This is a genomic window from Tistrella mobilis, assembly GCF_041468085.1.
GTDB classification, from domain to species: Bacteria; Pseudomonadota; Alphaproteobacteria; order Tistrellales; family Tistrellaceae; genus Tistrella; species Tistrella mobilis_A.
Map to the genome: position 1 here is coordinate 355,012 of NZ_CP121015.1, position 26,726 is coordinate 381,737.

At 68.6% G+C, this 26,726-nt stretch carries 20 protein-coding genes; 8 read left to right on the forward strand and 12 right to left on the reverse strand.

Annotation, left to right across the window (positions count from 1 at the left end; genetic code table 11):
• Window positions 1-34 precede the first annotated feature (34 nt).
• Window positions 35-922: a crotonase/enoyl-CoA hydratase family protein gene (locus P7L68_RS04400; RefSeq protein WP_371999343.1), complete on the reverse strand. Its 888-nt coding sequence runs from the start codon at window positions 920-922 to the stop codon at window positions 35-37.
• A 277-nt stretch (window positions 923-1,199) separates the two neighbouring features.
• On the opposite strand from P7L68_RS04400, the gene P7L68_RS04405 reads away from it, so the two are divergent.
• Entirely contained in the window at window positions 1,200-2,846 is a 1,647-nt protein-coding gene (locus P7L68_RS04405; protein ID WP_371999345.1) for an AMP-binding protein, read from the forward strand.
• Window positions 2,847-2,921: 75 nt separating this feature from the next.
• Here P7L68_RS04405 and P7L68_RS04410 read toward each other — a convergent pair whose 3' ends face one another.
• Window positions 2,922-3,461, reverse strand: coding sequence for a peroxiredoxin-like family protein (locus P7L68_RS04410; protein WP_371999347.1), 540 nt, complete (start codon window positions 3,459-3,461; stop codon window positions 2,922-2,924).
• 66 nt (window positions 3,462-3,527) lie between these two features.
• On the opposite strand from P7L68_RS04410, the gene P7L68_RS04415 reads away from it, so the two are divergent.
• On the forward strand, window positions 3,528-4,331 hold the full coding sequence (locus tag P7L68_RS04415) for an AraC family transcriptional regulator (RefSeq protein WP_371999348.1): 804 nt from the start codon (window positions 3,528-3,530) through the stop codon (window positions 4,329-4,331).
• Here the strand turns inward: P7L68_RS04415 and P7L68_RS04420 are convergent.
• From P7L68_RS04420 to P7L68_RS04465, 10 genes are all read right to left on the reverse strand, one after another.
• Window positions 4,312-5,931 (reverse strand): O-linked N-acetylglucosamine transferase, encoded by a 1,620-nt coding sequence (locus P7L68_RS04420; protein ID WP_371999350.1) that lies wholly within the window; start codon window positions 5,929-5,931, stop codon window positions 4,312-4,314. The two genes, P7L68_RS04415 and P7L68_RS04420, sit on opposite strands and share 20 nt — an antisense overlap.
• Window positions 5,928-6,857 carry a hypothetical protein gene (locus P7L68_RS04425; RefSeq protein WP_371999352.1) on the reverse strand — a complete coding sequence of 310 codons (930 nt, stop codon included), beginning with the start codon at window positions 6,855-6,857 and terminating at the stop codon, window positions 5,928-5,930. Before P7L68_RS04425 ends, P7L68_RS04420 begins: the two co-directional genes overlap by 4 nt.
• A gap of 11 nt (window positions 6,858-6,868) precedes the next feature.
• Window positions 6,869-7,174 carry a PqqD family protein gene (locus tag P7L68_RS04430; protein WP_371999354.1) on the reverse strand — a complete coding sequence of 102 codons (306 nt, stop codon included), beginning with the start codon at window positions 7,172-7,174 and terminating at the stop codon, window positions 6,869-6,871.
• A gap of 11 nt (window positions 7,175-7,185) precedes the next feature.
• Window positions 7,186-8,013 carry a TylF/MycF/NovP-related O-methyltransferase gene (locus tag P7L68_RS04435; RefSeq protein WP_371999356.1) on the reverse strand — a complete coding sequence of 276 codons (828 nt, stop codon included), beginning with the start codon at window positions 8,011-8,013 and terminating at the stop codon, window positions 7,186-7,188.
• On the reverse strand, window positions 8,013-8,681 hold the full coding sequence (locus tag P7L68_RS04440) for a cephalosporin hydroxylase family protein (protein WP_371999358.1): 669 nt from the start codon (window positions 8,679-8,681) through the stop codon (window positions 8,013-8,015). Before P7L68_RS04440 ends, P7L68_RS04435 begins: the two co-directional genes overlap by 1 nt.
• A 25-nt stretch (window positions 8,682-8,706) precedes the next feature.
• On the reverse strand, window positions 8,707-8,856 hold the full coding sequence (locus P7L68_RS04445; protein ID WP_371999360.1) for a hypothetical protein: 150 nt from the start codon (window positions 8,854-8,856) through the stop codon (window positions 8,707-8,709).
• 162 nt (window positions 8,857-9,018) lie between these two features.
• Window positions 9,019-10,200, reverse strand: a complete 1,182-nt coding sequence (locus tag P7L68_RS04450) for a serine hydrolase domain-containing protein (protein ID WP_371999362.1) — start codon at window positions 10,198-10,200, stop codon at window positions 9,019-9,021.
• Window positions 10,201-10,297: 97 nt separating this feature from the next.
• Window positions 10,298-11,548, reverse strand: a complete 1,251-nt coding sequence (gene arsJ, locus P7L68_RS04455) for an organoarsenical effux MFS transporter ArsJ (RefSeq protein WP_371999364.1) — start codon at window positions 11,546-11,548, stop codon at window positions 10,298-10,300.
• Window positions 11,542-12,570, reverse strand: coding sequence for an ArsJ-associated glyceraldehyde-3-phosphate dehydrogenase (locus P7L68_RS04460; RefSeq protein ID WP_371999366.1), 1,029 nt, complete (start codon window positions 12,568-12,570; stop codon window positions 11,542-11,544). The genes arsJ and P7L68_RS04460 overlap by 7 nt, the downstream gene beginning before the upstream one ends.
• Window positions 12,571-12,574: 4 nt before the next feature.
• Window positions 12,575-13,423, reverse strand: a complete 849-nt coding sequence (locus tag P7L68_RS04465) for a metalloregulator ArsR/SmtB family transcription factor (protein WP_371999368.1) — start codon at window positions 13,421-13,423, stop codon at window positions 12,575-12,577.
• 202 nt (window positions 13,424-13,625) lie between these two features.
• On the opposite strand from P7L68_RS04465, the gene P7L68_RS04470 reads away from it, so the two are divergent.
• The 6 genes from P7L68_RS04470 (at window position 13,626) to P7L68_RS04495 (ending at window position 26,722) form a co-directional block, all read left to right on the forward strand.
• The gene (locus P7L68_RS04470) at window positions 13,626-14,858 is read left to right on the forward strand and encodes an MFS transporter (RefSeq protein WP_371999370.1); all 1,233 of its coding nucleotides are present in this window, start codon (window positions 13,626-13,628) and stop codon (window positions 14,856-14,858) included.
• Window positions 14,859-15,082: 224 nt separating this feature from the next.
• Complete coding sequence (locus P7L68_RS04475) at window positions 15,083-16,816, forward strand: Hint domain-containing protein (protein WP_371999372.1); 1,734 nt, start codon at window positions 15,083-15,085, stop codon at window positions 16,814-16,816.
• A 93-nt stretch (window positions 16,817-16,909) separates the two neighbouring features.
• Window positions 16,910-20,071 carry a hypothetical protein gene (locus P7L68_RS04480; RefSeq protein WP_371999374.1) on the forward strand — a complete coding sequence of 1,054 codons (3,162 nt, stop codon included), beginning with the start codon at window positions 16,910-16,912 and terminating at the stop codon, window positions 20,069-20,071.
• The gene (locus P7L68_RS04485; protein ID WP_371999376.1) at window positions 20,068-23,949 is read left to right on the forward strand and encodes a hemagglutinin protein; all 3,882 of its coding nucleotides are present in this window, start codon (window positions 20,068-20,070) and stop codon (window positions 23,947-23,949) included. The genes P7L68_RS04480 and P7L68_RS04485 overlap by 4 nt, the downstream gene beginning before the upstream one ends.
• Window positions 23,946-25,349, forward strand: coding sequence for a hypothetical protein (locus P7L68_RS04490; RefSeq protein WP_371999378.1), 1,404 nt, complete (start codon window positions 23,946-23,948; stop codon window positions 25,347-25,349). Before P7L68_RS04485 ends, P7L68_RS04490 begins: the two co-directional genes overlap by 4 nt.
• Window positions 25,340-26,722 carry a hypothetical protein gene (locus tag P7L68_RS04495; protein WP_371999379.1) on the forward strand — a complete coding sequence of 461 codons (1,383 nt, stop codon included), beginning with the start codon at window positions 25,340-25,342 and terminating at the stop codon, window positions 26,720-26,722. Before P7L68_RS04490 ends, P7L68_RS04495 begins: the two co-directional genes overlap by 10 nt.
• The last annotated feature ends 4 nt before the right edge of the window (window positions 26,723-26,726 follow it).

A 26,726-nucleotide genomic window follows, 5' to 3' on the forward strand; every position in this document is an offset into this window, starting at 1 on the left:
GAGGTGAGGCGTGAGGCGTAAGGCGGCGAGCGGATCAGCGAAACCGGGGATCTGGCCACCAGGGATAGAAATCGGGCATGTCGGTGGAGACCTTCGCCGGGAAGGCGGCGGGGCGCTTTTCCAGGAAGGCGGTCACGCCCTCGGTCACGTCTTCCGTCTTGCCGCGCGAAACGATGGCGCGGCTGTCGACGCGGTGCGCCTCCATCGGATGATCGGCGGTGTGCAGACGCCACATCATCTGGCGGGCCAGCGCCACCGAAACCGGGGCGGTGTTGTCGGCAATCTCGCGCGCCAGCGCGCGGGCGGCGGGCATCAGATCGTCGGGCGCGTGCAGCGAGCGCACCAGCCCGCGGCTCAGCGCCTCGTCGGCACCGAAGACCCGGCCGGTATAAACCCATTCCAGCGCGGTCTGCATGCCGACCAGCCGGGGCAGGAACCAGGACGAGCACGCCTCGGGCGTGATGCCGCGGCGGGCGAAGACGAAGCCGAAACGCGCGGCGGTCGAGGCAAGCCGGATGTCCATGGCCAGCTGCATGGTGGCGCCCACGCCCACCGCGGCGCCGTTCACCGCCGAGATGACCGGTTTCAGGCTGTCATAGATGCGCAGCGTCACCTGGCCGCCGCCATCGCGATGCACGCCGGCGATCTGGTTCTTGCGCCCGGCATGGCGATCGAAATCGAAGGTATCGCCGCCGCTGTCCAGATCGGCACCGGCACAGAAAGCCCGGCCCGATCCGGTCACGATCACCGCCCGCACATCGTCGTCGGCATCGGTCACGTCGAAGAGGTGCAGCAGGTCGTACATCATGGCCGAGGTGAAGGTGTTCATCTTCTCGGGCCGGTTAAAGGTCGCGATCGCGACCCCGTCCTCGACCGCATAATCGAGGGTCCGGAACTCGGGCAGCTTCGGCGAAGCGGACATCGGGCGCAATCCTCCGGTCTGTTTCTTGTCGTGGCGCATATCCTCGCCCGCGACGCCGGCCGCGGCAACATAATTCGAACGGTCGTTTCATGGCCGCGGAGCGGAGCAGACCCCGCAGCCCGCGCCCCCCGACCAAGGTCCATATGACGCAACAGATCGCGTGGCGTGACCCGAACGGCCATTGCCGACTGGGGGCCCGGTGCATACCTTCGGCCGGAACGTCACGCTGCGGAACAAGCGGCGGACCGTCACTCGTGAACCGGGGGAGACATAACCGATGACCCAGTCCTGGGCCGATGCGGCTGCGGGCTTCGATTTCGAAGCGATGCTGCGCCAGTCGCTGGCCGGCGATCTTGCCGCGATGAATGCCTGCGTGGAATGCTGCGACGCCCATGCCGCCGCAGATCCCGACCGCGTGGCGCTGCGCTATGAAAGCCGCGATGGTCATGGCGGCACCATGACCTTCGGTGCGCTGAAGGAGGCCGCCGGCCGCTTCGCCAATCTGCTGGCGGCGCATGGCATCGGTGCCGGCGACCGGGTGGGCGGGCTGCTGCCGCGGGTGCCGGAACTGCTGGTCACCATTCTGGGCACCTGGCGGGCGGGTGCGGTTTATCAGCCGCTGTTCACCGCCTTCGGCCCCAAGGCCATCGAGCACCGCACGGCCACCGCCGGCACGAAGCTGATCGTCACCGACGCCCAGAACCGCGACAAGCTGAACGAGCTGAGCGTGCCCGCGACCATCGCGGTCATCCGCGGCGGCGCCGGCGCCGGCGATCTGGATTTCGACGCGGAACTCGCCGCACAGAGCCCGGATTTCGCGCCGGTCATGCGCCAGGGCGAAGATCCCTTCCTGATCATGTTCACCTCGGGCACCACCGGCCCGGCCAAGCCGGTGATGGTGCCGCTGCGCGCGATCGCCGCCTTCAAGGGCTATATGCAGCTGGCGGTGGGGCTGCGCGCCGACGACGTGTTCTGGAACATCGCCGATCCGGGCTGGGCCTATGGCCTGTATTACGCCGTCACCGGCCCGCTCTCGCTCGGCATCGCCACCACCTTCTATGACGGGCCGTTCACGGCCGAGAGCACCTATGGGCTGATCGCGAAGCTGGGCGTCACCAATCTGGCTGGCGCCCCCACCGCCTATCGCCTGCTGCTGGCGGCGGGGCCAGAGCTGGCGGCACCGGTGAAGGGCCGGCTGCGCGCCGTCTCCAGCGCCGGCGAGCCGCTGAACCCCGAGGTGATCCGCTGGTTCGCCGAACATCTGGGCACGGTGATCCACGATCATTACGGCCAGACCGAACTCGGCATGGTGCTGTGCAACCATCATGATCTGGACCATCCGGTCCAGGCCGGCGCCGCGGGCTTCGCCGTGCCCGGCCACCGCATCGTGGTGGTGGACGAAGACACGCTGGAAGAACTGCCCGTGGGCCAGCCCGGCATCCTGGCGGTCGACCGCGAAAACTCGCCGCAATTCTGGTTCCAGGGCTATTGGAACATGCCGACCAGGTCGCTGCGCGGCCGCTATTACCTGTCAGGTGATACGGTGGAGCTGAACGAAGACGGCAGCATCGCCTTCGTCGGCCGGTCGGACGACGTCATCACCTCGTCGGGCTATCGCATCGGGCCCTTCGATGTGGAAAGCGCGCTGATCGAGCACAAGGCGGTGGTGGAGACCGCCGTGGTCGGCAAGCCCGATCCGGAACGCACCGAGATCGTGAAAGCCTTCGTGGTGCTGAAGCCGGCTTACGAGCCGACGCCCGAGCTTGCCGAGGAACTGCGCCGCCATGTCCGCGCCCGGCTGTCGGCCCATGCCTATCCGCGCGAGATCGAATTCGTCGACGAGCTGCCCAAAACGCCGAGCGGCAAGCTGCAGCGCTTCATCCTGCGCAACCAGGAAAAGGCGAAGGCGGAGGCCGGCGCCTGACGGCAGCGTCGCATCCATGACCCGGCCCGGCTCCTTATTCAGGGGCCGGGCCGCTTCCGTTCAGACCGCTTCCGTTCAGAGCGCGCCCTGATACTCGCCCCGGGCCGGATAATCGGCCTTGATCACGAAATCGAGTGCCGCCAGCAGTTCTTTCGCCGGCGGCCGGGCGAAGGGCATGGTCTGGACCGACATGTAATAGAGCGTGCCGTCGGCGCGGACCAGGAACAGGCCCGGTTCCGAGAACAGCGCCGGTTCCTCGATGCCGATCGAGGTGGTGCCGCGGCCGGCGGAGATATAGAGCCCCCAGGCCCGGGCGGTGGCAAGGTCCAGCCCATGGCCCAGACGCAGGGCCGAAACGCCCGCGCGTTCGGCCATCTGCCGGGCGCGATCGGCATCATCGGACGAGATCGCGATCAGCTCCACCCCGCGGGCGGCGAAATCGGGCACCAGCCGCTCCAGCTCTTTCAGCTGGGTGATGCAGATCGGGCAGTGCAGGCCGCGATAGAAGGCGATCAGGGTCATGCGCTCCGGCCGGGCGGTGGCGATGTCGAAACGGCCATGGGCCAGCGTGTCGACGGCCAGCGCCGGCACCGGCGCGCGGGGGGTGAGCGGCATGGGGCAATCTCCTTGGATGGACAGGATGTCTTGACGAGGTGAAATCATCCTTCCAGAATTCAGGACATGAATGGTCCTGAAAATCTGACCCAAAGTCTGAAAGACACCACAGCCGCGGGCGCCCTGCGCATCGACCGGCTGTCGGCCTTTCTGCGGCGCTTTCCGCTGCGGGTCACGGCGCTGCGCGACGGTGGCCGGCCGGGCCCCGCGGCACAGTTCGCGCTGGCCGGCGACGCCGCCGCACCGGTGGCGCTGTTCGATGCCGCGGATATCGGCCCCGCCCTCGCCGATCGCCCCGCATTGCTGCTGGCCGAAATTGCCTTCGGCAGCGCCGGCAATCCGCTGCTGGCCGCCCTCGATCACACGATCGAGCTGCCGGCCGGCCATGATCCGCGGCTGGCGGCGGTTCTGGGCGCCCTGATCGCCGAATGGCAGGACCCCCATTGCGGGGCCGTCGGCATGATCGAGCGGCTGATCGAAGCCGCGGTCATCCGGCTGCTGCGCACCGCGGTCGCCGACGGCGCCACTGCCCCGGGCCTGCTCGCCGGCCTGTCCCACCCCCGCCTGCATCGCACGCTCGCGGCCCTGCACGAGGCGCCGGAGCGGGTCTGGCGGGTGGAAGAGATGGCGGAGATCGCCGGCATGTCGCGCAGCGCCTTCATGGCGGCCTTCCGCGCCGTGCTCGGCACCAGCCCCGCCGCCTGGCTGACGGCCTGGCGGCTGGCCGAGGCCCGCCGCCATCTGGATGCCGGCCATACGGTAAAGGAAGCCGCGCGCCTGGTCGGCTTCGGCAGCGCCGAGGCTCTGGCCCATGCCCATCGCCGCCGGATGGGACGCGCCGCGCCGCCGCTCAGCCGCCGGCCAGGCTGAGGAGCTGTGCCTCGACGGCACGGATGGTGGCGGGGCTGGCCGCGGCCAGCCGGGGGATGTGGGTCGCGCGGAGTTCGGCCCTGAGCGCGCGCCGGGCCTCTGCATCGTCGATCAGGGCCAGCACACGGCCGATCCAGGCATCGCGCCCCTCTGCCACCAGACCGTCGGGGCCCAGGCAGGCAAGAATTGAGGCGGTGGTGCGCGAACAGGCCTGGCCACCGCCCATGGTGACCACCGGCACGCCCTGGGACAGCAGATCCAGCGTCACCACCCCGCCGGAATAGGGGCTGGTGTCGAGCGCCAGATCCAGGCTGCGGATCACCGTGAGATAATCGGGCACGCCCCGCGCCAGCCGTTCGACCCGCCCGGGCGCCAGCCGATGGCGATCCTGCCAGCGGTCCAGCCGGGCGCCGATGGCCGGGTCATGGACAAGATCGTCCTGTAACACCAGCACGGTGGCGGGCCGGGCGTCGAGGATGGCTGCGAAGGCCTCCAGCAGGCTGTCGGGCAGCTTCTCCAGCCGCGCGGGACAGCCCAGACGCACGACATCGGCGCCGATCCGCGGATCGGCATCGGGCGGGGCGGCAAGCGGGCTGCCGAGTGTCGGGCAGGGCACGTCCAGCGTGGCAAGCGACGCGGGCAGATCGGCCCGTTCGGCCGGCGGCAGCAGGACAGGGTCGGTCACCAGCCCGTCCATCACCGGCAGGCCGGTGCCCGGCAGATAGCCCCAGGCCTGGATCTGAAGGGCGGCCGGCCGGCGGGCGAAGATCCCGATGCGGTTGCCGCCGACATGGCCGTCAAGATCGACCAGGACATCGATGCCATCGGCCCGGATCAGATCCGCCGCCGCAGCATCGTCCAGCCCGGCGAGGCCCCGCCAGCCGTCGACCGCCAGGCGCAGCTGCAACAGCCGCGGATCGACGGGGGCCGGCAGGGTGGGATAGCAGGTGATGCGGAAGCGGCTGCGGTCATGGCCCATGATCATCGGCAGCACCACGCGCGCCGCGGCATGGTTGGTGAAACAGCCGCCGACATAGCCGATATGCAGCCGGCCATCGGCGGCCCGCGGCCGCGGCGCCGGCCGGCGCGGCCAGGACATGCCGGCGAAGACCGCATCCTGACGCCGGCGCAGCCCGGCGGTGGTCATGGCCGGATCGCAATTGGCGGCATAGAGGATATTGCCCGCCAGCCGCCAGTCGGCCGGATCAAGCCTTCGTCCCCGTTCCCAGGCCACCACCGCACCGGCAGGATCGGTCAGCAGCAGCCGGGCGCTGCCGGCGATGCGCCACAGATCCGCCGTCATCGCCGATGCCGCCGCGACATGGGCCGCGGCCTCGGTCGGGCGGCGCCGGCGCAGGGCCCCCTCCCCCGCCAGCGCCCGAAGGCCCGGATGATCCGGCCGGTCGGCAAGCCCCGCCGCCAGCACCGCATCGGCCTCGTCGAAGCGCCGCGACCAGCGCAGGATGCGTGTCAGCGTCTCGCGGATCTCGGGCGCCGGATCAAGCGCCAGCGCCCGATGCAGCAGATGAACGCCCTCGTCCAGCCCGCCCGACAGCGCGCGGCGCCGGCCTTCGGCCATCAACCCTGCCGCCGTGGTCATGACGCCTCTCCACCCCGGTCGATCATCCCCGGCAGGGCGCGGGCGACCTCGCCCAGCCGGTCGAGCCCCTGGGGAAGAGACAGGGTCAGCACCGGCATGTGGCGGGCAAGATCGAGCATCGCCTGCGAGACGGTGGCGGTCGCGCCGTAAAGCGGCAGCGTCTGGGGGCCGCCGGTGATCTGGCTGCGGATATCCTGAAGTGCCGCAAGGGCGGCGCGGCGGGTCAGCCGGGCCGGGCCGTCGGTCCGCTGGCCCAGCAGAACCATCCCGGCGACCGGCACCGGATCGGGCACCGGATCGGCCGCGGGCGCGACCAGGATCTTGCCATCCGGCGCCGGCGGCCCGGTGAAGCCCAGGGCCTGCGCCGCATCCGCCATCAGCCGCAGCCGCGGCAGAACCGGGGTGACGGTCACCCGCCCGTCGGCGACCACGGGCGAGGCCATGTCGTCGGCGATCACCTGCCCGCCGGCCCCGACGAGTGCCGCGGCCAGGGTCGATTTCCCGCGGCCGCTGGCGCCGGCGATCAGGATCGCCCGCCCCGCCACCACCACGGCGGCGGCATGCAGCGGCAGCCGGCCGCGGACCAGCAGGGCCGCGACAAGGCCCGAACTGGCGGCGGTCGTCCAGGCCAGCTCCCGCAAGACCCGGTCGGGCGCATAAACGTTCAGCCGGTCCGGACGCGTCATCCACACCGCCCGGCCGTCGGGCTCGCGGATCATCCAGAGCCCGCGATCCCCGCGCCAGCGGCGGATGCACCAGTTCGGCCCGGATGCATCCCCGTCGCTCCCGATATCGGGCGGATCGGCCGCATCGGCGATGACGACATCGGCGGTGGGAGGCCAGGGCACGGCCGGTGCCGCGGCCACCACCGGCAGGGGGCGGTCGGATGCGATCACCAGCCCGGCGGCGGTGTGGAACCAGGCCATGCGGGGCCGGCTCAGCCGGCGATGTCGACCAGCCCGTCGCCGATCAGCCCTTCAAGGAAGGGGGTGACATCGGCCAGGCAGGTTTCGGGGTCGACGGCATAGATCGCGGTCAGCCGGCGGCAGAGTTCCCCCAGCGAGACCGGCTCGGCGATCATCGCCGCGATCCGGCTGCCGGTGCTGCCGAGTGCCGAATAGGCGCCGCTCTCGGCATCGAGCAGAACCGTCTCGCCATCCATCTCGGCGGTCAGGATGCCGGGGCGGATGCGGACCAGGGTTTCGGGCGACAGAACCGACGAGGCGGGGGCAGGCTGGGTCATGATGGTTCCGTTCAGCTCTTGCGCCAGGCGACGCAGGTCCAGTCGACCCGGTCGAGCGGCGTGGTGATGCCGCGGACATGCCGGAACATGTCGGTGGCGATCCGGCAGCCCTGCACGGCGCCGTAATCGTCGATGATGATCCACCCGCCCGGCACCACGCGGTCGTACAGCGCCTCCAGGGCGGCGCGGGTGGAGGTAAAGAGATCCCCATCCAGGCGCAGCAGGGCGAGCGGCCCGGTTTCCAGCCCGGGCAGCGTCTCTTCGAACAACCCCTCGACGAAGCGGACCCGATCATCGAGCAGATCGAAGCGGCGGAAGGCGTCTTCGACCAGCGGCCGCGAGATCGCGAGCAGATCATCCTGCCGGAACAGGGTATCACCGGCATCGATGGCATGCGACGGCGCCGGCACGCCGGCAAAGCTGTCGGCCAGCCAGACCCGGCGGTCGGCCATGGCATGCACCGCCAGATAGCCGCGCAAGAAGATGCCGCACCCGCCCCGCCAGACCCCGGTTTCGATCAGATCCCCCGGCACGCCCTCGGTGCGGATGTCATCCAGGCAGGCTTCCAGATGATCCAGCCGCCGACGGCCGGTCATGGTATAGGCAAGCCCCAGGCCCGGGCGATCGGCCGCCGTCCAGCGCCCGTCATCGCGCCGCGCGGCTGCCGCCGCAAAAGCCTCCGCCTCGGCGAGGCGGATGTCGCGCAGATGATACGGGTCGGGTTCGGTCCCGGCCGCATGGCAGGCCGCGACATGGGCAAGGCGCAGCTCCGCCTCAAGCCCCGTCTGATTGAGCAGCACCTGCTTCAGCAGATCCAGATACAGCCGGGTCGGGCTCATCAGGCCGGGTCGTCGCGGCGGCGGAGATAGCCGCCGGGGTTGAGCGTCATCATGAAGCGCTCGCAGGCCGGGTCGACCTCGAATTCCGGATGCCGGGGCAGGAAGAAGGCGATCGCCTCGCTCGGCCCCGGCCCGTAATCGGGCCAGTTGGGCCGGCCGTTGACATGGCCGTCCTCGACGATCAGATAGCCGCCCGGCCGGACCAGCCCGGCATAGGCCTCCAGCTCCGCCAGCACATGCAGCAGCCGGTGGTCGCTGTCCAGGATCACCATCACCTCGGCATCGGGGCCGAGGGCGGCGGCGCGGTCGTAAACCGCCCGGACCATCTCGGGCGCGGTGGAACTGCCCGACAGAAAGCTGAGGCGCGGATGAACCGGCAGATCCGCCCGCCGGTCGTCATTGCGCAGATCGATGCTGACCACCTCGCCCGCCCCGATCAGATCGCAGATCGAGGCCAGGAACAGCCCGCTGCCGCCCCTGAAACTGCCGGTCTCCACGATCAGCGCCGGCCGGCGGCGGCAGATCAGCTCCTGATACATCATCAGGTCGGTGGGGTATTTGATCGTATCATGACCCAGCCAGGACACATGATAAGTGCCCCGGCCGGCCATGAAGCCGTCGAAACTGGCGCGCATGAACTGCACGGTCGCGTCGTTGCGATCGGTCATGACAGCAGTCTTAGGAATCTGTCCGTCAAGAACCCATACACGGACCATCGCCACTCAGGGACGGACCACTCTGCGCCGTCTCCAGATTCCGGGTCCGCGCCACCGGCCTCACCCAGATCTCGCGATCCTCGGCGGACACATCCTCGACGTCGGAAACGATCATGCGGTCGGCCATCTTCGCAGTCTCCCTGCCAGGGGGGGGCCGGCACAGATGCGGCCGGCGGGCAGCCAGCTTCAGACTGCCCGCCTCTTCATACCAAAGGACGGCACAAAGAACATAATTGTTTATCTTCGACCTTATCCGCCCGCCACGCACCCTCGTCAGGAAGGTGCCCCGTCACCGCCCGTAAACCGCCCCCTCCACCGCCAGATAAAGCGGCAGCGATTTCACATCCGCGAAGGGCAGGATCTGGGTCGCATAGACCCCGGCGAGGCCGGTCTTCGGGTCGATCCAGTAATAGCTGTTGGCGAGCCCCGCCCAGGCGAGGGAGCCGGCCGGGCGGCCGGTGGGCGCGTCCTCTTCGTTGATCATGAAGCTGAGGCCCCAGCTTTTGGGCAGGCCGGGGAAGAACTCGGCATCATTGGTCAGGTCGTGGAGCACGGCCTTGAGCGGGCGGACGCGGAGATCGCCCATGGCGTTGCGGCTCATCTGCGCGACGGTTTCGGGCTTCAGAACCTGGCCCCCGCCATCGGCGCGGCCCTGGTTCAGGAACAGGCGGCAGAAGCGCAGATAGTCGCGCACCGTGCCGTAAAGCCCGCCGCCGCCCATTTCGAATTCGGGATCCTGCGGGATTTCCAGATCGGTGGCGGCGAGCCCGCCATCGATGCCGCGGGCATGGATCGGCGCCAGCCGGGCGCGCATGTCGTCGCGGATCCGGAAGGCGGTATCGGTCATGCCCAGCGGCCCCAGCACCTCTTCGGCCAGATACTCGCCCAGCCGTCGGCCGGTCACCGCCTCGATCATCCGGCCGGTATGATCGATGCCGATACCGTATTCCCAGCGCTCCCCCGGATCGAAGATCAGCGGCGTGTTCAATGCCGCCACCTGGCAGCTGACCATCGGCGGCAGGCCCATCACCTCCTGGCAGCGCACGATGTCGGCGTTCCAGAAGTCATAAGAGAAACCCGCCGTATGGGTCAGCAGCTGGCGAAGCGTGATCTGGCCGCGCGGGGCACGGAGCCGGGGATTGCCGGCCTCGTCGAAACCGTCCAGCACCTGGACCCGGCCGAGTTCGGGCAGCACCTCGGCGGCAGGCCCGTCGAGAGACAGCCGGCCGCGCTCCACCAGCTGCATGGCGGCGGTGCCGGTGATCGCCTTGGTCATGGAGGCGATCCAGACCACGGTATCGGGCGTCATCGCCTGGTCACCGCCCATGGTGCGGGTGCCGGCCGCCGCCTCGAAAATCTGGCCATCGGCGTCGCCGATCGCCACCGCCACCCCCGGCACATCGCCGGCCGCCACCGCCTGGTCCAGCAGGGCCTGCACCCTGGGGCCGAATTCCTGTGCGTTCATGCTCATCTGACGTTCCTCCGGTGATCCCGGCCGTGTTGCCCGGCCGTTGTCATGGCGCAAGTCTAGCACGCTGCATAACGCAACATGGAGGCCCGGTTTTGCGTCAGAGCCGCCGGGCGGCAAGCCAGCTGAACAGAGCCATGAGGCCTGCGGTCGCAAGGCAGAGGCCGAGCCCGCCCAGCTGATAGCTCACCCCCGAGAGCAGGGTGCCGATCAGCCGGCCGGCGGCATTGGCCATGTAATAGAAGCCGACATCGCGGGTGATCCGCCCGGCATCGCCGAAGGCCAGGATCAGATAGGAATGGACCGAGGAATTGACTGCGAAGACGAAGCCGAAGAGCAGCAGCCCCGCGACCAGCAGAGCCGTCAGCCAGAGGGCCGGGCCGCCCGCCAGCCAGACGGCGGCGGCGAGGGCAAACGGGATCGGCACCAGCGCCCCCGCCCAGAGGATCGCCTTGCGCACCGTCGCCGCCTCGGCCTCGCCTCGGGCCTTCAGGATGCGTGGCGCCAGCGCCTGGACCAGGCCATAGGCGATGATCCAGAGCGCCATGAACCCGCCGACGATGAAAAACGCCTCGCGCCGCCCCTCGGCGGTGCCGTCGGACAGCACCGCCTGGAAATAGACCGGAATGCCGACCACGAACCAGACGTCGCGGGCGCCGAACAGGAACATCCGCGCCAGCGACAGCCGGTTCACCCGCGCATCTTTCGACCGCCAGCCGGACCAGCTTTCGGAAGCCTTCATGCGGCCGGGCAGCCCCGCGGGCAGGAACAGGATCACGGCCGCCAGGATCACGGCCAGGACCGCGGCCATGCCCCAGATCGCCGCCTGGAACCCCGCCAGCGCCAGCAGGGCGGCCCCCAGGAAGAAGCCCAGCCCCTTGACCGCGTTCTTCGAGCCCGTCAGCAGCGCCACCCAGCGGAACAGCCCGCCACCCGTCGCGGGTGCCAGCAGCTTGACCGCGGATTTGGACGACATCTTGGCGAGGTCCTTGGCAACCCCCGAAACCCCCTGCACCGCCATCACGAAGGCGACCGAAGCGGCCAGGCTCCAGCCCGGATCGAGCCGGGCGAGGGCTGCCAGCGCCGCGATCTGCAGGCCCAGCCCGCCATAGAGCGTCGCCGCCAGGCCGAACCGCGCCGCCAGCCAGCCAGCGGCCAGATTGGTGGCGATGCCCGCCAGTTCATAGAGCAGAAACAGCCAGGCCAGCTGCACCGGCGTGAAGCCCAGCGCGTTGAAATGCAGCAGCACCAGCATGCGCAGCGCGCCATCGGACAGCATGAAGGCCCAATAGGCGGCGGTGACGGCGGCATAGGCGCGCACGGGGTTCGCGGGGGCGGCCTGTCTCAGCATGCCGATGCCACCATGCGCACGATATCGGCCAGACGGCAGGCATAGGCCCATTCATTGTCGTACCAGGCATAGATCTTCACCTGGGTGCCGCCGACCACCAGGGTCGAGGGGGCATCGATGATCGCCGAGCGCGGATCGTTGACGAAATCGGCCGAAACCAGCGGCCGGGTCTCGTAGCCCAGGATGCCGGTAAGCGGGCCTGCGGCCGCCGCCTCGAACAGGGCATTCACCTCGGCGACGCTCGTCTCCCGCGCCACCTCGAAAACGCAATCGGTGATCGAGGCGTTGAGCAGCGGTACCCGTACCGCATGACCGTTCAGCCTGCCGGCGAGTTCGGGGTAGATCAGCCCGATCGCGGTGGCGCTGCCGGTCGTGGTCGGGATCAGGTTCATCAGCGCCGATCGTGCCCGGCGCATATCCTTTGCCGGCCGGTCGACCATGGTCTGGGTGTTGGTCACGTCGTGGATGGTGGTGATGGAGCCGTGGCGGATGCCGATGCCCTCGTGGATCACCTTCACGACCGGCGCCAGGCAGTTGGTAGTGCAGGACGCGGCCGTCACCAGGCGGTGCGTGGCCGGATCATAGAGCTCGTGATTGACCCCGTAGACCAGGTTGAGCGCGCCGCCATCCTTCACCGGCGCGCTGACCACCACCGTCTTGACCCCGGCGGCGTAATAGGGGGCGAGTGCCGCCGCCGTCTTGAAGACGCCGGTGCAGTCGATCACCAGATCGATGCCGGCCTCTTCAAGCGGCAGGGCCGCGATGGTCTTCTCGCGGGTGAGACGGATATGCCGCCCGTCCAGAACCAGCCCGTCTCCGGCGGCCGCAACCGGTGTCTGCCAGCGGCCGTGGACGCTGTCGAATTCCATCAGCAGCGCATGCTGGGCGGCATCGCCCGCGGCATCGTTCAGAAGCACGATGCCGCCGCCGGCGCCGGTATCGATCAGGCGGCGGAGGACCAGCTTGCCGATCCGGCCAAGGCCGTTGAGCGCGATGCGGGGCGCGGTACCAGAGCGGGCCATGCGATCAGACCTCTGCCGATGATGCGGCCTCGGTGGCGATGCGGTCGACCCGGCCCTGCAGGGCCAGGCGATCGAGCGCCGCGAAGGGCAGTTCGGTGAAGATGGCGATCCGGCGGCGCAGGGCACCATAGGTGCGGGCAAAGGCCAGCGCCTTCTCGCTCTCGGTGCCCTGAACCTTTACCGGATCGGGCAGGCCCCAATGGCCGGTGATCGGCCGGCCCGGCCAGGGCGGGCATTCTTCGGCGGCCGCGGTGTCGCAGACCGTGAAGACGAAATCCATCACCGGGGCCTCCGGCGTCTGGAATTCGGAAAGACGTTTCGACCGCAGCCCCGAAACGTCGTGGCCGTTGCGCGCCAGAACCTCCAGCGCAAAGGGGTTCAGCCGGCCGTCGCCGCCGGTGCCGGCAGAGAAGGCGTTGAACCGGCCGCCCCCCAGATCACGCAGCAGCGCCTCGGCGAAGATCGACCGGGCGGAATTGGCCGAACAGATGAACAGCACGTTGAAACCGGTGTCGCGCATGGCGGGGGCATCCTTTTGGGGGCCGAGAACGGGGGCGAGCAGGTCGGGGCGGCCCCGGCCCAGATCGAGCGCCAGATAGCCGATCAGTCGTTCCGTCGCCTCAAGATCGACCGCATAGAGCAGCGACCGGCCCTGACGTTCGGCCGTGATCAGCCCGACACCCGCCAGATCGGCCAGGTGGTGGGAAAGCGTGTTCTGCTTCAGATCCAGCGCGGCCGCGATCTCGGTCGGCCGCACCCCCTGCGGTGCGAAGCGCATCAGCAGGCGGAAGACCGCGAGCCGTCCGGGATGGCCGAGCGTGGCGAAGGCATAGGCGGCAAGTTCGTTTTCCATATTTCCGGAATACAGGAAATATATGGCCGCCGCTCGTGAAACCTTTGTGACAGCAGCCGCTTTGGCGGATAGCCTGACCCGGCTGCGACGGCCGCAGGGCACCCCTGCGTGGGAAGGCGGCCGGCCCGGCCGATAAGTCTTGGACCGGGGCGATAATTTGTCCGTACAATTTGCCGCAGCGCAGTCAGAATGGAACCGTCCCATGGCCCGACCCCAGGATACCCGCCTTTCCACGCCCGCCGACGCACCGGCGCAGCCGCGGCTTCTGACCGCGCTGCTGGTGACCATGGCGGTGCAGATGGTTTCAACCGGCGGGGCGCTGGCGCTGTCGACCATCGCACCGATCGCGGGTGCCGCCCTGAACGTCGCCCCATCCCTGGTCGGATTTCAGGTCAGCCTGGTCTATCTGGCCGCCGCCATCACCTCGGTCATGGCCGGGGGCATCGTGCGGCGCTTCGGCCCGGCCCGGGCGTCGCAGATCAGCATGGCCACCTTCGTGATCGCGCTGCCGGCCTTCGGGTCGGGCAGCCTGCCGCTGATGGCCGCCGCCGCGCTGGTCGCCGGTTTCGGCTACGGGCTCAACAACCCGGCCGCCTCTCAGATCCTGGTCCGGGTGACCCCCGAAGGGCGGCGCAACACGGTGTTCTCGCTCAAACAGGCGGGAGTGCCGCTGGGTGGGGTGACGGCGGGGCTCGCCTTCCCGGCGATGGCGGTGGCACTGGGCTGGCAGACGGGGCTGTGGCTGGCCACGCTGGCGCCGCTCGCGCTCATCCTGGTGCTCCAGCGCCTGCGCCCGGCCTGGGATGCCGATCGCGAGCCGGGGGCCCGGATCGCGCAGGACTGGATGCAGGGGCCGCGCCTGACGCTGCGCGAGGCGCCGCTCAGGGCGCTGGGCCTGCTGGGCCTGCTCTATTCCATGCTCCAGCTGTCGCTCTCCACCTTCACCGTGGTGATGCTGGTCACCGAACATGGCTGGTCGCCGGTGGCGGCGGGCAGCGCGCTGGCGCTGATCCAGGCCTCGGGCGCCCTCGGCCGGGTGATCTGGGGCTTCCTGGCCGACCGGCTGGGGGCGGGGTTCCTGGTTCTGGCGATCGTGGGCGCGATCTCGGGCGCCGGCGCCCTCGCCATCGGGCCGGCGGCGGCGGCCGGCCCGGCGGTGCAGCTGGCCCTGCTCTGCCTGATCGGCAACACCACCAATGGCTGGAACGGCGTGATGCTGGCCGAAACCGCCCGCCGGGCGCCCGCCGGGCTGGTCGGCACCGTGACCGGGGGCGTGCTGATCCTCACCTTCGGGGGCGTGGTGATCGGACCCGCCGGCTTCAGCGCGGTTCAGGGACTGGCCGGCAGCTATGCCGCCACTTTCGCCCTGTTCGGCCTGATTTCCATCGCCGGCGCGGCTTTCGCCTTTCGCGAGCATCTGCACAACCGGCGCTGAATCGCCACACCCTCGACCGTCATTTTTCCATCGCATTCTGCAATAAATAAACCACTGTTGGTTTTTCAAGAAGGGCGATTGACACCCTTTCGGCTCAAATCTAACCTTTCACGCAATAATCCTATAAGTGGGAACGAGCCTGCCGACAGACACGCCCGCCTTTCGGGCGTGAACGGGTATGCTCGCTCCCGATTTCGGGACAACAGGGGGAAGGGGATCGGATCATGACCATGCGGATGGCGCCGGTCGGCGTGGACCGTTTCGGCCGCACGGCCGAAGCTATGACGGCAGAACAGGCAGATGTCTTCCAGACGGTGACGCGCGAAGCCGCGGCCACCCCCAACGGCGTCATGTCGCTGGACATGCGCAACGAAACCCACCGCCGCTTCATCCTCGACCGCTTCGGCGGCGACGAGTATCTGGAAAAGTACTTCCCCAGCACGCGCCAGCTGATCGAGGCCACCCGCCTTGCACATGACAGCCTGGGCGGGCCGCAGCCGAAGACGCTGCTGGAAACGGGCGGCGCACAGGACGGCGTCTGGGTGCCGGCGGTTGCGATCACCTATCTGGGTGTCGAGCCGAACAGCAACCAGGTCTCCACCCAGGGCATCGTCACCCTGACCGGGCTTGCGACGGTGACGGCGCTGAACATCGTGCTCACCGACAACCATACCGGCCAGCCGATCGGCTCCAGCACCATCCCGCAGCAGTACAACAGCACCACCCAGGTGGTGGAGCTGACCTCCGCCGCCTCGGTGGTCGACGGCAAGATCGACGTCACTGCAACCATGTCGGCGGCCTATCTGCCCGCCGGTGCCACCATGGCCGATATGGTGGTCGCCACGGCCGATCTGACCGGTGTCGATGCCATCGACACGCTGACCGTGATCGACCCCAACCACAACGCGCATCCCACCCGCGATTACATCAAGGTCGGCCTGAACCGCACCGACAACCAGGTCGCGGATTGCGACTATTACTACCAGTACGGCAATGACGGCTCGAAGCCGATCGTGGGCCTTGCGGTCAACGGCTCGGCGACCCTGCTTCAGGGTTATACCGTCGCCCAGAACCCGAATTTCAACGGCAACTGCATCCTGTTCCGCCGCTCGGGCCAGGGTGACGGCGCCACCCTCGCCTTCCCGTCCTCGGACATCCCCGGCCTGTGCTCGGGCGCGGGCGGCGCCATCAGCTGGGCGATCGGCCCCGACTGGCTGAACGGCGCCCCCTGGGATCAGGGCCAGACCATCGATCTCGACTTCCTGCTGAATTTCAGCCTGTCGACCGGCGAAACCGCTTTCATCCGGGTGACCAGCGTGCCGCTGGGCGTCTCCACCCCGCCGGCCAATATCGGCATGGTCGCGCCGATCCAGTTCGTCTGGGGCTGTGTCGCCGCCGGCAGCCTGGTGCGGATGGCCGACGGCACGACCCGGCGGATCGAGACGCTGGCCGCGGGTGAACGGGTGGCCGACGGCATGGGCGGCAGCCTGCGCATCGCCGAGGTCTGGCGTGGCACCGAAGACAAGCCCATGGTCCGGGTCGGCACCGCCAACGGGGCGGATGTGCTGCTGACCCACAACCACCCGGTGCCGACGGCGACCGGCGTGGTTCTGGCCGAAGCGCTGGAGATCGGCGCCCTGGTCACCACCGATCAGGGCCCGTCCGCGGTGACGCTGATCGAGCGGGCATCCCATGATGGCGAGGTCTTCAATCTGGACCTGCTGCCCGACGGCGCCGCAAGCCTGGCCGATATCGACGACGACGCGATCACCGGCTTCATCGCCGGCGGCATTCTGGTCGGCGACAACCGCATGCAGGCGGTCCATGCCGCGCGGGCGGCGCTGCCTGCCGACCTGCCCGACCCGGTCGAGATCCTGGGCGAAGGCTGGCGGCTGGACGTCACCAATGCCCGCCGGATCGCGGCGGGTCTGGCCCCGATCGCCCGCATCGGCGGCTGATCCCAACCAACAGATCACGACGGACGACGACGCATCCCGCCGGCCCCATGGGGCCTGCGGGGTGCGCGGGCTTCTGCATCGGGGGAAGAGCGCATGTCCACCGCCACCACGCCGGCCGCGCCGGTCATCTCGTCGGTTTCCTGCACCACCGGCGGCACCCGCCCGGTCTTCTCCCTGGCCTGGATCATCCAGCAGGGATACACCGGCCCGTTCACGATCATCGTGACGACCGCCGGCGGCACCGTCATCAACGGCACCGCATCGGGCATGACGCCCAATGGCGGCGTCTGGACGGCGGGCGAGGACATGAACGCCCAGACCACGATGTATTACATCCAGGTCGCCGTTCAGAGTGACCCGACCATCATCTCCGACCGGGTGCCCCTGCTTTTCGCACCGGTCACCAACATCACCACCGCCTATGACGGCGTCACCCTGTCGGTCGGCTGGACGGCGGCCGCCTCGGCCATGCCGGCCGGCCAGACCCAGATCCGGCTGACCACCGGCGGCGGCTCGCAGGTCGCCTCGGTCACCTCGGGCACGGTCGCGCAATTCGTCGTCGCCCCCAATCTGCGCAAGGCCGGCGGCAGCTGGACCGTGAAGGTGACGCCGGTCTTCGACGTGTCGAACGGCCCGGTCAGCGACCCTGCCACGGTGCTCTACGCCCGGCCCGACGTCACCGCGGTTGCGGTCGTCATCCCGCTTGAGACGGTCAACACCACCATCACGGTGTCGGGCACCGGCCTGCCGGACAGCGGCGATGTCTGGTTCATCGCCAGTCTGCTGCAGGACGGGCGGACGATCACCACCACCGCGCCGATCGCCGGCACCCGGATCGGCACGCGCACCTGGCAGTTCCCCGCCGGTTTCGGCATCGCGGCCGATCTGGCCCATGACTATGCCGTCACCGCGGCGCTGTCCTCCGCCACCGCCGGCACCGCCACCGGTCCCGACGGCAGTGCCATGGGGCTGGTGCTGCTGACGCCCATGATCGATGTCGTGACCACGGCCTCGGGCACCGACCGCACGGTCACGGTCACCGTGCTGCCACCGGCCGGCGACTGGCGGATCAGCGGCTCGGCGATCAGCGTGCTCGCCCCCGACGGCCAGCCGGTGACGGGTGGCCAGGCGTCGGGGACGGGCCTCACCCACAGCGTCACCCTGGCGGGCCTGACCATCGGTGGCGCCTATACGGTGATCGCCGCCGCCTGCCGGGGCTCGTCCACCGGCCCCTATACCACCACCCGCCTGCCGCTGCTGACCTCAGCGCCCGCCCTTACCACCGCCAGCCTGGATGGCGGCGTGGTCACTGCCGCCTGGAACACCGTCGCCGATGCCGGTGTCACCGGCTACCGGCTCGACCTGGTCTCGGGCACCGGGGTGATGGCCTCGGGCAGCTTTAGCGGCGGATCGGGCAGCCTGACCGTGCCGCAGCTGCCGGCCGGCGACCAGGGGGCCGCCCCCTCTCTGGTGGTCACCGCGACGGGCAGCGGCACCACCGGCCGCACCACCGGCCCGGCCTCGGCCGCGCTGGCCCTGATCAGCGAGGCGGTGGCGGTAACCGGCATCGCCTTCCCGGCCGCCGGAGGCGACGTCACCGCCACCCTCAGCGCCGCCGGCCAGGGCGAGGACGGCTATGCGCTGGAACTCTGGAAGAACGGCACCCGCACGCAGGCACTGAGCAGCGCCACCACCGCCGTGACCGTGCCCGCCGCCGCCCTCACCGATCCGGCGAGCTATACCGTCCGCGGCCGGGCGACGCGGTCCAATGCCGCGGTCAAGGGGCCGTGGAGCGCGTTCACCCCGCTCGGCAACATCGCGCCGGCAGGCCTTGCCATCGCCTATGACGGCGCCACCGCCACCCTGTCCTGGCGGGCGGTGGAGGGGGCATCGGCCTATCTGGTGACCGGCATCCCGGGCTCTGGCGGCGTGCTGACCACGGCGCCGGCGCTCACCGCCGCCATCACCTATGCCAGCGACCAGAACCCGACCCTCAGCGTTCAGGCGATCACCGGCGTCACCACCGGCCCCGCCACCTCGGCCCAGGTCTTCGCCGCCGGCCTCTATCCGACCTTCGCCCAGGATACCGCCGCCGCGATCATTCCGGCGACCACGCCGGCGATGACCGCCTATCAGATCACCATCGGCCTGCCGCAGCTGTTCACCACCCCGCCGGCCGCGGCGGATCTGCCGGCGGTCGCCCCCTTCGCGATCGTCGAGGGCACGGCCCCCTACACCTATGCCCTGACCATCGCCGGTGATCCGGAGGCCCTGCCCTGGACCTTCACCGCCGATGCCGTGCGCCCGGATCTGGTGACCGCCTGGAACGGCTTTCTGACGGCGCTGGAAACGGCCACCGCCACGCCGCTCGCCATCCAGACGGTGCAGGCGGCGATCGCCCGGTCCATGCCCCAGACCTTCGTGGAAACCCTGTTCTTCGGCTACAGCTTCAACCCCGATAAGGGCTATGTCGATCTGCTGCCGGGCATGGTTCTGAGGGTGGAGTTCGAGGCCTATACCAGCATGCCGGCCGGCTCCACCGACCAGAATTATCTCAACGGCTTCGTGACCTCTGCGGTCGCCCGCTGGCAGGTGGGGCGGATGGTCAAGAACGGCGTCACCTGCACGGTGCTGGATGAATTCGTGGGCCTGGTCACCGGCCAGGGCGGCACGGCGGTGCCGCGGCCGGTGCCCGCCAACCGCAAGGTCGCCGGTGCCGGCGGCCTGATCGATACCGGCTGGTCGACCATGCAGCAGCCGCTGCTCCGCCTGGTCTATCCGCAGGCCTTCCCGTCCTGCGCCCAGCCGGGCACGCCCTATCCGGAACTGAATGCGGTGCTGCTCGCCGCCTCGAAACTGTCGGATCTGGAGGCGGCGACCCAGGCCGCGCATAACGGCACCGATGCCAGCGCCCGGGCGGCGGTGCTCTATTTCCGCGGCCGCACCACGCTGGTGGCCGAGATCCGCATCCTGGTCAACGGGGTGGAACAGCTGGTGCCGCTGGGCACCACGCTGGGCGATGTGCTGGCGGCGCGCGCGCAGGAGCCGTCGGCGGCCGGCCTGCCGCTGACCGGCATCCGGCTGACCCGCGGCACCGGCCCGGCACCGGCCGGCACGCCCGCCAGCTACAATGCCGGCGGCGGCCAGCCGCTCCGGGTCGACTGGGCGCCCGCGGCCAATGCGGCAATGACCGCCCTGCCGCTGATGGCCGGCGACCGGATCGAGATCGGCACCCCGCCCGCAGGTGCCGCATGAGCGGCGGGGCCGAGCCCGCCTTCAACCGTGCGGCTCAGGGCTCGCCGCTCTACTGGCTGACGGATGGCGGCAACCGGGCGGGCTTCCTCGCCTCGGATGCCGCCGCCTTCGGCGATACGATCACGCTGTCCACCAGCTGGACCGATGCCGGGGGGCTCTGGTTCTGGCTGGATCAGGCGCCGGCCGATCCCGCCGGTTTCGCCGGCAGCCTTCAGGCTTTCCTCAACCTGCTGCCTCCCGCCCGCGGCCCGCGCTTTCTGTGGATCGCGGGCATCGCCGCCGGCGTCAACGGCTGGACGGGCTCTGCGATCGACATGACCCGCAGCGGCGGGACGACGACCGTCACCGGCGGCCAGACCTTCAATGCCGGCGGCATCGTGGTGCTGGCGTCGGCCGGCGGACAGGTGATGGTGGAGCAGGCCTCCAGCGATCAGAGCTGGCTGTTCCGGGTCCATGACGGCGGCGCGCTCACCCTGCTGGCGGGCGATGCCAGCCTTGCCGCCAGTCAGAACCTCTGGGGCGTCAGCTACAATCCGCTCCGGCCCGGTGCGCTGGTCTGGACGCTGAACCTGCCCGCCCCGGGCGAGGGCGAGGTGCCGGTGCTGACCGGGATGGGCGCCAGCCTGCGCTTTTTTGCGCCCGACATGGACCCGTTCCTGACGCTGGACGAACCCGCGGTTGCGACCGGCGGCATCCGTAGCCTGCAGGTGGTGCCGCTGCGCCAGCGCGCGGCGGTGGCGCTCTATTGCGCCTTCGACCCGCTGGCGCCACTCGATCCCACCCGCACCCGGTTCGGCCTTGCCCCTTTCGGCGCCGCGGCCTCGGGCGATGCGCCGGTTTTCGACAGCGGCTATGTCACGGCGCTCGGCTATGGCGTGCAGCTGAGGCCGGTGCGGATGGCAAGCCAGACCCAGCCGGGTTTCGTGCTGGCGGTGCAGCCGATGACCACGGGGGCCATCGGCGACGGCCCGACCGATGTGCCGGTCTCGTATTACCTCACGCCCGATGGCGATTTCACCCTGCTCGGGCTCGACCAGGGCGGCCAGCTGGCGACGGCACAGGTGGCACCCGAGATTGCGGCGGCCGCCCCGGCCGTGCGGGTGCTCTGCGGCACCACCGGCCTCGATTACGTCGGGCTCAACGCCGCCGACGGCAATGTTCTGAGCTTCCGCGCCGGACGGGCCGCCTATGCCCCGCCCACCCCGGCCGAGGGCGAAGGTCCGATCGTCAGCGCCGGAGACGGCGCTGCGGCACCGCCCTCGCTCACCGGTCTCGGCACCACCGCCTGGAGCTGGATTTCGGCCGGCAGCGCGCCCCGCTACTACGCCCAGCCCGAGGACGCGCCCTTCTATGCCGGCGGCTATTCGGGCTTCCTGTCCTATCTGGAAATGGCCGCCACCGATCTGGTGACCGACGATCCCGCCCCCGCCTTCCCGATGGTCGGTTATGCCGGTCTCGCCCCGGAAGACGCCGTCTTCGCGCGCGAGATCGAGGCCCGCGGCATCGCGCCCGAGCGCCGGCGGCGGATCGGGCTCGCCACCGGCATGCAATGGGATGTCGCCAGGGCTGAAGACGCATCGGCGGTCCAGGCCGGCACGGTGACCCCGGCCGTCTCCCCGCCCGGCGTCGCCATCGGCTATGCCGGCGACAACCAGCCCTGGGCCTGGCTCGGCATCGGCAATATGGGCAGCGCCGACGGGCTGCCGGATCTGCGCTTCACCGCCGTCGACGGCGCCTTCCGTCAGGCGCTGCTGTCCAACCGCCTGTTCATGGTGCTGGGCTCGGCCGCGACCGTGATGCAATCGGGCTCGGTCGCCTATCAGCTGACCCAGGCGTCGATGAACCTGATCAAGGCCCTGCCGCCCGGCAAGGGCGTGTCGGACACGGTGTGGAACCAGGTCTCGGCCGCGGTTTCCAGCGCCGGCTATCCGGTCTACGACACCGAAACCGCCTTCGACCAGATGCTGACCCAGGCGACATCGGGCACGATCACCGCCGAGGAAACCCTGGTCTTCCAGCGCTTCGCCGGGCTGCTGACCCCGGTGATCGGCGACTGGCTGTTCCGGATGAGCCCGCGCAACTGGGCCGCCCCCGATCGCCAGGGGCCGAAAAACGCGCGGCTGATCTTCAAATTCATCAGTGGCCGCACGCTGGCCGATCTGGTTTCCGACACCGCCGCCTGGAACTGGCCCGAGGCATCGTCGGATGACGGCAAGGCCGAAACCGCGCGCAGCGACATCCAGGCGATCATCCGCACCGCCCGCGAAAGCGTCGCCACCGCACGGCTGAAGAACACCGCCTCGCCCTATGACCGTTTCGTGCAGGTGATCGACGATCCCGACTGGGCGGGCGTGCTGGCGCTGTCGGTGGAGGTGCCGCTCGACACCCTGCCGGAGCCGCTGCAACCGCTGGCCGCCGGCATCGACCCGTCCGGGTTCTACGCCCACCATCTGGGGCTGACCGCCACCTCGTTCACCTCGGACAACGGCACGCTCACCTTCGACACCACCTCCACCTTCGGCCTGATCGACTATCAGGATCCGATCGACCAGTATTTCTCCAGCGACATCGCCTTCGCCTTCAAGGTCCAGCAGCTGACGGTCGGCTTCGAGAACGGCCGGCTGGCGAGTTTCACCAGTTCGGCGCAGCTGATGGTGAACCGGGTGTTCGGCGCCCAGACCCGGCTTTTCCCCACCGGCCACGGCAATAATCTGATCCTGGACGGCGTCTATCAGTCGGAAGCGGCCGATGGCGGCGGCCGGCGCGACACCTATGTCTTCGCGATGCGCGAGGCGGGGGCGTTTCAGCTGCAGCTGGGTCAGCTGTCGGAAATGGCCGTGGACCAGACCCGGATGGTCACCGTGCGTGCCGCCGATCCCGAGACCGGCAACACCACGGTCACCGCCGCCTTCCAGATGGCCGGCCGGTTGCGCTTTGCCGAGCCTGAGAAATTCGATCCCTTCTGCTGGGGCCCGCCGCTGACCGCGGCCGGAACGATTGTCGACGGCGGGATCGACCTGCTGGCGGAAACCGGCACGGACGATGCCGCGGTCGCCGCCGGCCTCGCCTACACCAACTATGCCATCACCATGAGCTTCTCGTTGTCGGATCCGGCGAAGGTGACCTTCACCGTCCAGGATGCCGATCTCACCCTGAATGCGGCGAACAGCCGGGCGCGGCCGAATTCGCTCTTCGCCCGCTTCCCTCTGAGGCTCGCGGGACTGACCGGCACCCCCGACCCGGCGGTGACCGGCCAGGCATCCACCCGCACACCTGAAGCCGCCGGTTTCGTATCGATCTCGGCGCCCCTTCAGCAGGCGAAACTCACCCAGCCCTGGTACGGGCTGGTTTACGAGGTCGATCTCGGCACGCTCGGTGCACTGGCGGGATCGGTGGGCATCACCGTGCGCCTGCTGGCGGCCTGGAGTGCCGGCGGCGGCGACAAGGGCAATCCCGGCATCTATTTCGGCGTGGCCCTGCCGGGGATCGAGAACATGCTGGGGGTCAGTCTGCCGCTGCAGGGCATTCTGGATATCGGCTTCCGGACCATCCAGTTCACCACCTATGAAGACGAGCAGCACGGCCGGCAATATCTCATGCGGCTCAGGGATTTCGGGCTGCATGTGCTGGGCCTCTCCTTCCCGCCGGGTAAGAACGACATCACCGTCTTCGGCAATCCCGACCAGACCTCGAACACCAAGCTCGGCTGGTATGCCGCCTATGACGACGGCAAGGAGGTGCCCGCGAACAAGTCTGCCGCCGCCGGGGACCGTCTCGCCGCCCCCCATCGCAAGATCGCGCCGGCACACCGGACCGGGGCGGCGATACGTGCGGCGCGTGGTGCCAGGATCCGGCCGGATGGCGGGGAGGGTGCATGACCGATACGCCGGACATCACCCTCGCCCATCTGTTCCGGATCGAGAAGGCCGCGCGGATGACGATGGCCTGTCTGTGGTGCGATCAGGGCATGGCCAACATGCTCACGGCGAACGAATATGAAGACGACTACATTCCGGATGTCGTCGCCCTGTTCGACTACGGCGCAACCCTCAACTTCATTACAAGAACCCTGAAACCGGCCCTCGCTGCACCGGCGGTGGAGAAAGTCTGCGAAGTCCTGGTTGCGCAGCAGGAGGCGGGCAAGACGCCCCGTATCGATCTGGTGGTCATCAGTCACCAGGACGACGATCATTGGCGGCTTCTGGAATATCTCATCGCCGCAGTGCGCGAGCGCAGCATACCGCTGGAGGTCGGCCGGATCATCTATGCGGGGAGCGACTGGGGAAAGACCGCGCTCAGCGTCATAGATGATCTTGGAACGTTCACGGCTGATCCCGACAAAGACGTCAACTACTTTGACACAATGGTGTGTGATTACGAGACGGCCGACAGCCCGCCGACACAGGCGGATTCACTCGGCGACATCGTCATCCGCACCCTGATGGCCAATGCCCCGAGTTCATTTCCGAAAAAATCCAAGGAGCGCAAGAACGGTACGTCGGCCGTTATGGTCATCGACTATGCGGGCGAGCGGATCATCCTGCCTGGTGACGCGACCTACGAAACGCTGAATAAGATCAATGAATATCTGCTCACCTGGACGACCAGCCCGCTTCAGCCCGTCTCTCTGATGTCGGCGCCTCACCATGGCTCCCTCGCCACCATGACACGCAGCTCGGAGACATCCAACGACGCGGATCTCAGCGAGCTCATCCTCTTTACGGATCTGACGCGTCCAGACAGCGTCATTACCAGTGCCGGTTTTCAGAACAGCCACTTTCATCCTCATGCAATCATTCTCAAGAAATTGATCAAGTATGCCGGCTCGGGTTCTTTCTATGTCCACCCGGTCGTCTACTACGATCTGGTGAGCAAGACCTTCAAAGTGCAGAACGAGGTCATGGCGAATCTGTATACCACAGTGCTCGGCCTCGATACGCCGGTACCGGTGGCGGACTGGTATTACACATTCACCCCCACAGAACCGATGGTGACCAATGTCAAGACGTTCTATGGCGCCTCCAAGGCATTGATCAGCGTCCCCAACACCTCTCCGGATGTGTTCGGGCTGGAAATGGAACTCAGCGAGGATGATGGCGGCAAAGAAGACGACGTGACGGCCCTTGCGGTCACCTCTTTGCAGGCGCCCTCCGCCCCGATCCGCTTTCTTTCCCGGCCGGTCAGCCGCACCCATGTGCCGGCCCCGGTCAAGCGCACCACCGTCCTGGTCCGCTCCGGGCGTGACCGGGATAACGAAAGGGCCCCCGCATGCCCATAGAACTCGCCTATATGGACGGCATGTGGTGCGGCCAGGGCATGGCGCATCTGCTGCGCCTTTACACCAATCGCTACGCACAGCCCGACAAGGACGCGGCCGAGATGATGGCCCTGTTCGATTTCGGCAATTCCGGTGGCGGTCTCAGCCAGTCGAAAGCCGTTCTCGGCGTCACCCCTCCGGTCCGTACGATGATCGATGCACTTAAGCTGCAGATAGCACAGGGCAAGTCGCCGAAGCTGGATCTGGTGCTGTTCAGCCATCAGGACACCGACCATTGGACGCTGACGAAGGAATTCCTGGATCAGGTCGCGGCGAACAGTATTCCACTGGAGGTCGGTCGCATCCAGCTCGGCGGCACGAACTGGGGCTCGCAGGCCAAAGCAACCATCGGCCGTCTCGCAAAATTCCTTCCAGACGGCGAGGAACCCGTTTCCTACCTCACCAATGCCAGCGACTATGGCAATGCAAATGGAGAGGTCACGGAGACTATGGCACTCGGCCCGGTGTCGATCCGGACCATCGTGTCAAATGTGCCGAGTGCGACCAAATCCGAAGCGCTGATCAAGAACGGCAGTTCGGCCGTGGCGGTCATTCAGTACGGCCAGACGGCTTTCATCCTGCCGGGCGATGCCACCTACGAGACCCTGGATTTCGCCAACGGTCTTCTGCGGGCTTGGACAAAGTCGCCGCTGCCCAACATCTACATGATGTCGGCACCGCATCATGGTTCTCTCGACACCATGACGCGCAAGAATATCGGCGACAAGAGCGATCTCGCAGAGCTGAGGACATTCGTCGACCTGACGGTACCCTATTCGATATTTGCCAGCGCCGGCTATTACAGTCACCACAAGCATCCCTATCTGGCCATTCTGGTCGCCTTGTCCAAACATACAGGCTCCCATGAATATCCCGACCCTCATGACGTGGTCGTCTACGAAGCCGATACCGCGCGCTGGAGCCTGATCCCCAATGTCGAGCGGAACGTCTACACCACGGTGCTCGACCTCGACCCCGACGAACCGCTGAAATCGGCCGACTGGCTGTTCTGGCTCAATGACCTCGGCCATTTCGGCACCCAGGCGCGGTTCTTCGAAGGCGGTGCCCGGCAGATGATCGGCGTGCCGCAGACCGAGTCGACCGAGATGGTCCTGGAGGAGGACGGTAGCGGCGGCGGCGGCGGAGACGGTCTTTCCGCGTTTGCCACCGTCGCACCCGGTCCGCTGCGCGTCACCGATGTCCTGCCGGGCCTTGAGCGGGGCCATCTCGTCCGGTCTCGCCGGATCCTCGACGGCGGGCGCACCGCATCGATGGTCAGATCCCCGCAGCCGATCCCGCCACCTCGTCGGGTGAGGCCGCGCATCGCGGGTTGATCCG

Coding starts and splice junctions, on each gene's coding strand:
- P7L68_RS04400 (WP_371999343.1), bottom strand. CDS start 922: ATGTCCGCTTCGCCGAAGCTGCCCGAGTTCCGGACCCTCGATTATGCG.
- P7L68_RS04405 (WP_371999345.1), top strand. CDS start 1,200: ATGACCCAGTCCTGGGCCGATGCGGCTGCGGGCTTCGATTTCGAAGCG.
- P7L68_RS04410 (WP_371999347.1), bottom strand. CDS start 3,461: ATGCCGCTCACCCCCCGCGCGCCGGTGCCGGCGCTGGCCGTCGACACG.
- P7L68_RS04415 (WP_371999348.1), top strand. CDS start 3,528: ATGAATGGTCCTGAAAATCTGACCCAAAGTCTGAAAGACACCACAGCC.
- P7L68_RS04420 (WP_371999350.1), bottom strand. CDS start 5,931: ATGACCACGGCGGCAGGGTTGATGGCCGAAGGCCGGCGCCGCGCGCTG.
- P7L68_RS04425 (WP_371999352.1), bottom strand. CDS start 6,857: ATGGCCTGGTTCCACACCGCCGCCGGGCTGGTGATCGCATCCGACCGC.
- P7L68_RS04430 (WP_371999354.1), bottom strand. CDS start 7,174: ATGACCCAGCCTGCCCCCGCCTCGTCGGTTCTGTCGCCCGAAACCCTG.
- P7L68_RS04435 (WP_371999356.1), bottom strand. CDS start 8,013: ATGAGCCCGACCCGGCTGTATCTGGATCTGCTGAAGCAGGTGCTGCTC.
- P7L68_RS04440 (WP_371999358.1), bottom strand. CDS start 8,681: ATGACCGATCGCAACGACGCGACCGTGCAGTTCATGCGCGCCAGTTTC.
- P7L68_RS04445 (WP_371999360.1), bottom strand. CDS start 8,856: ATGGCCGACCGCATGATCGTTTCCGACGTCGAGGATGTGTCCGCCGAG.
- P7L68_RS04450 (WP_371999362.1), bottom strand. CDS start 10,200: ATGAGCATGAACGCACAGGAATTCGGCCCCAGGGTGCAGGCCCTGCTG.
- arsJ (WP_371999364.1), bottom strand. CDS start 11,548: ATGCTGAGACAGGCCGCCCCCGCGAACCCCGTGCGCGCCTATGCCGCC.
- P7L68_RS04460 (WP_371999366.1), bottom strand. CDS start 12,570: ATGGCCCGCTCTGGTACCGCGCCCCGCATCGCGCTCAACGGCCTTGGC.
- P7L68_RS04465 (WP_371999368.1), bottom strand. CDS start 13,423: ATGGAAAACGAACTTGCCGCCTATGCCTTCGCCACGCTCGGCCATCCC.
- P7L68_RS04470 (WP_371999370.1), top strand. CDS start 13,626: ATGGCCCGACCCCAGGATACCCGCCTTTCCACGCCCGCCGACGCACCG.
- P7L68_RS04475 (WP_371999372.1), top strand. CDS start 15,083: ATGACCATGCGGATGGCGCCGGTCGGCGTGGACCGTTTCGGCCGCACG.
- P7L68_RS04480 (WP_371999374.1), top strand. CDS start 16,910: ATGTCCACCGCCACCACGCCGGCCGCGCCGGTCATCTCGTCGGTTTCC.
- P7L68_RS04485 (WP_371999376.1), top strand. CDS start 20,068: ATGAGCGGCGGGGCCGAGCCCGCCTTCAACCGTGCGGCTCAGGGCTCG.
- P7L68_RS04490 (WP_371999378.1), top strand. CDS start 23,946: ATGACCGATACGCCGGACATCACCCTCGCCCATCTGTTCCGGATCGAG.
- P7L68_RS04495 (WP_371999379.1), top strand. CDS start 25,340: ATGCCCATAGAACTCGCCTATATGGACGGCATGTGGTGCGGCCAGGGC.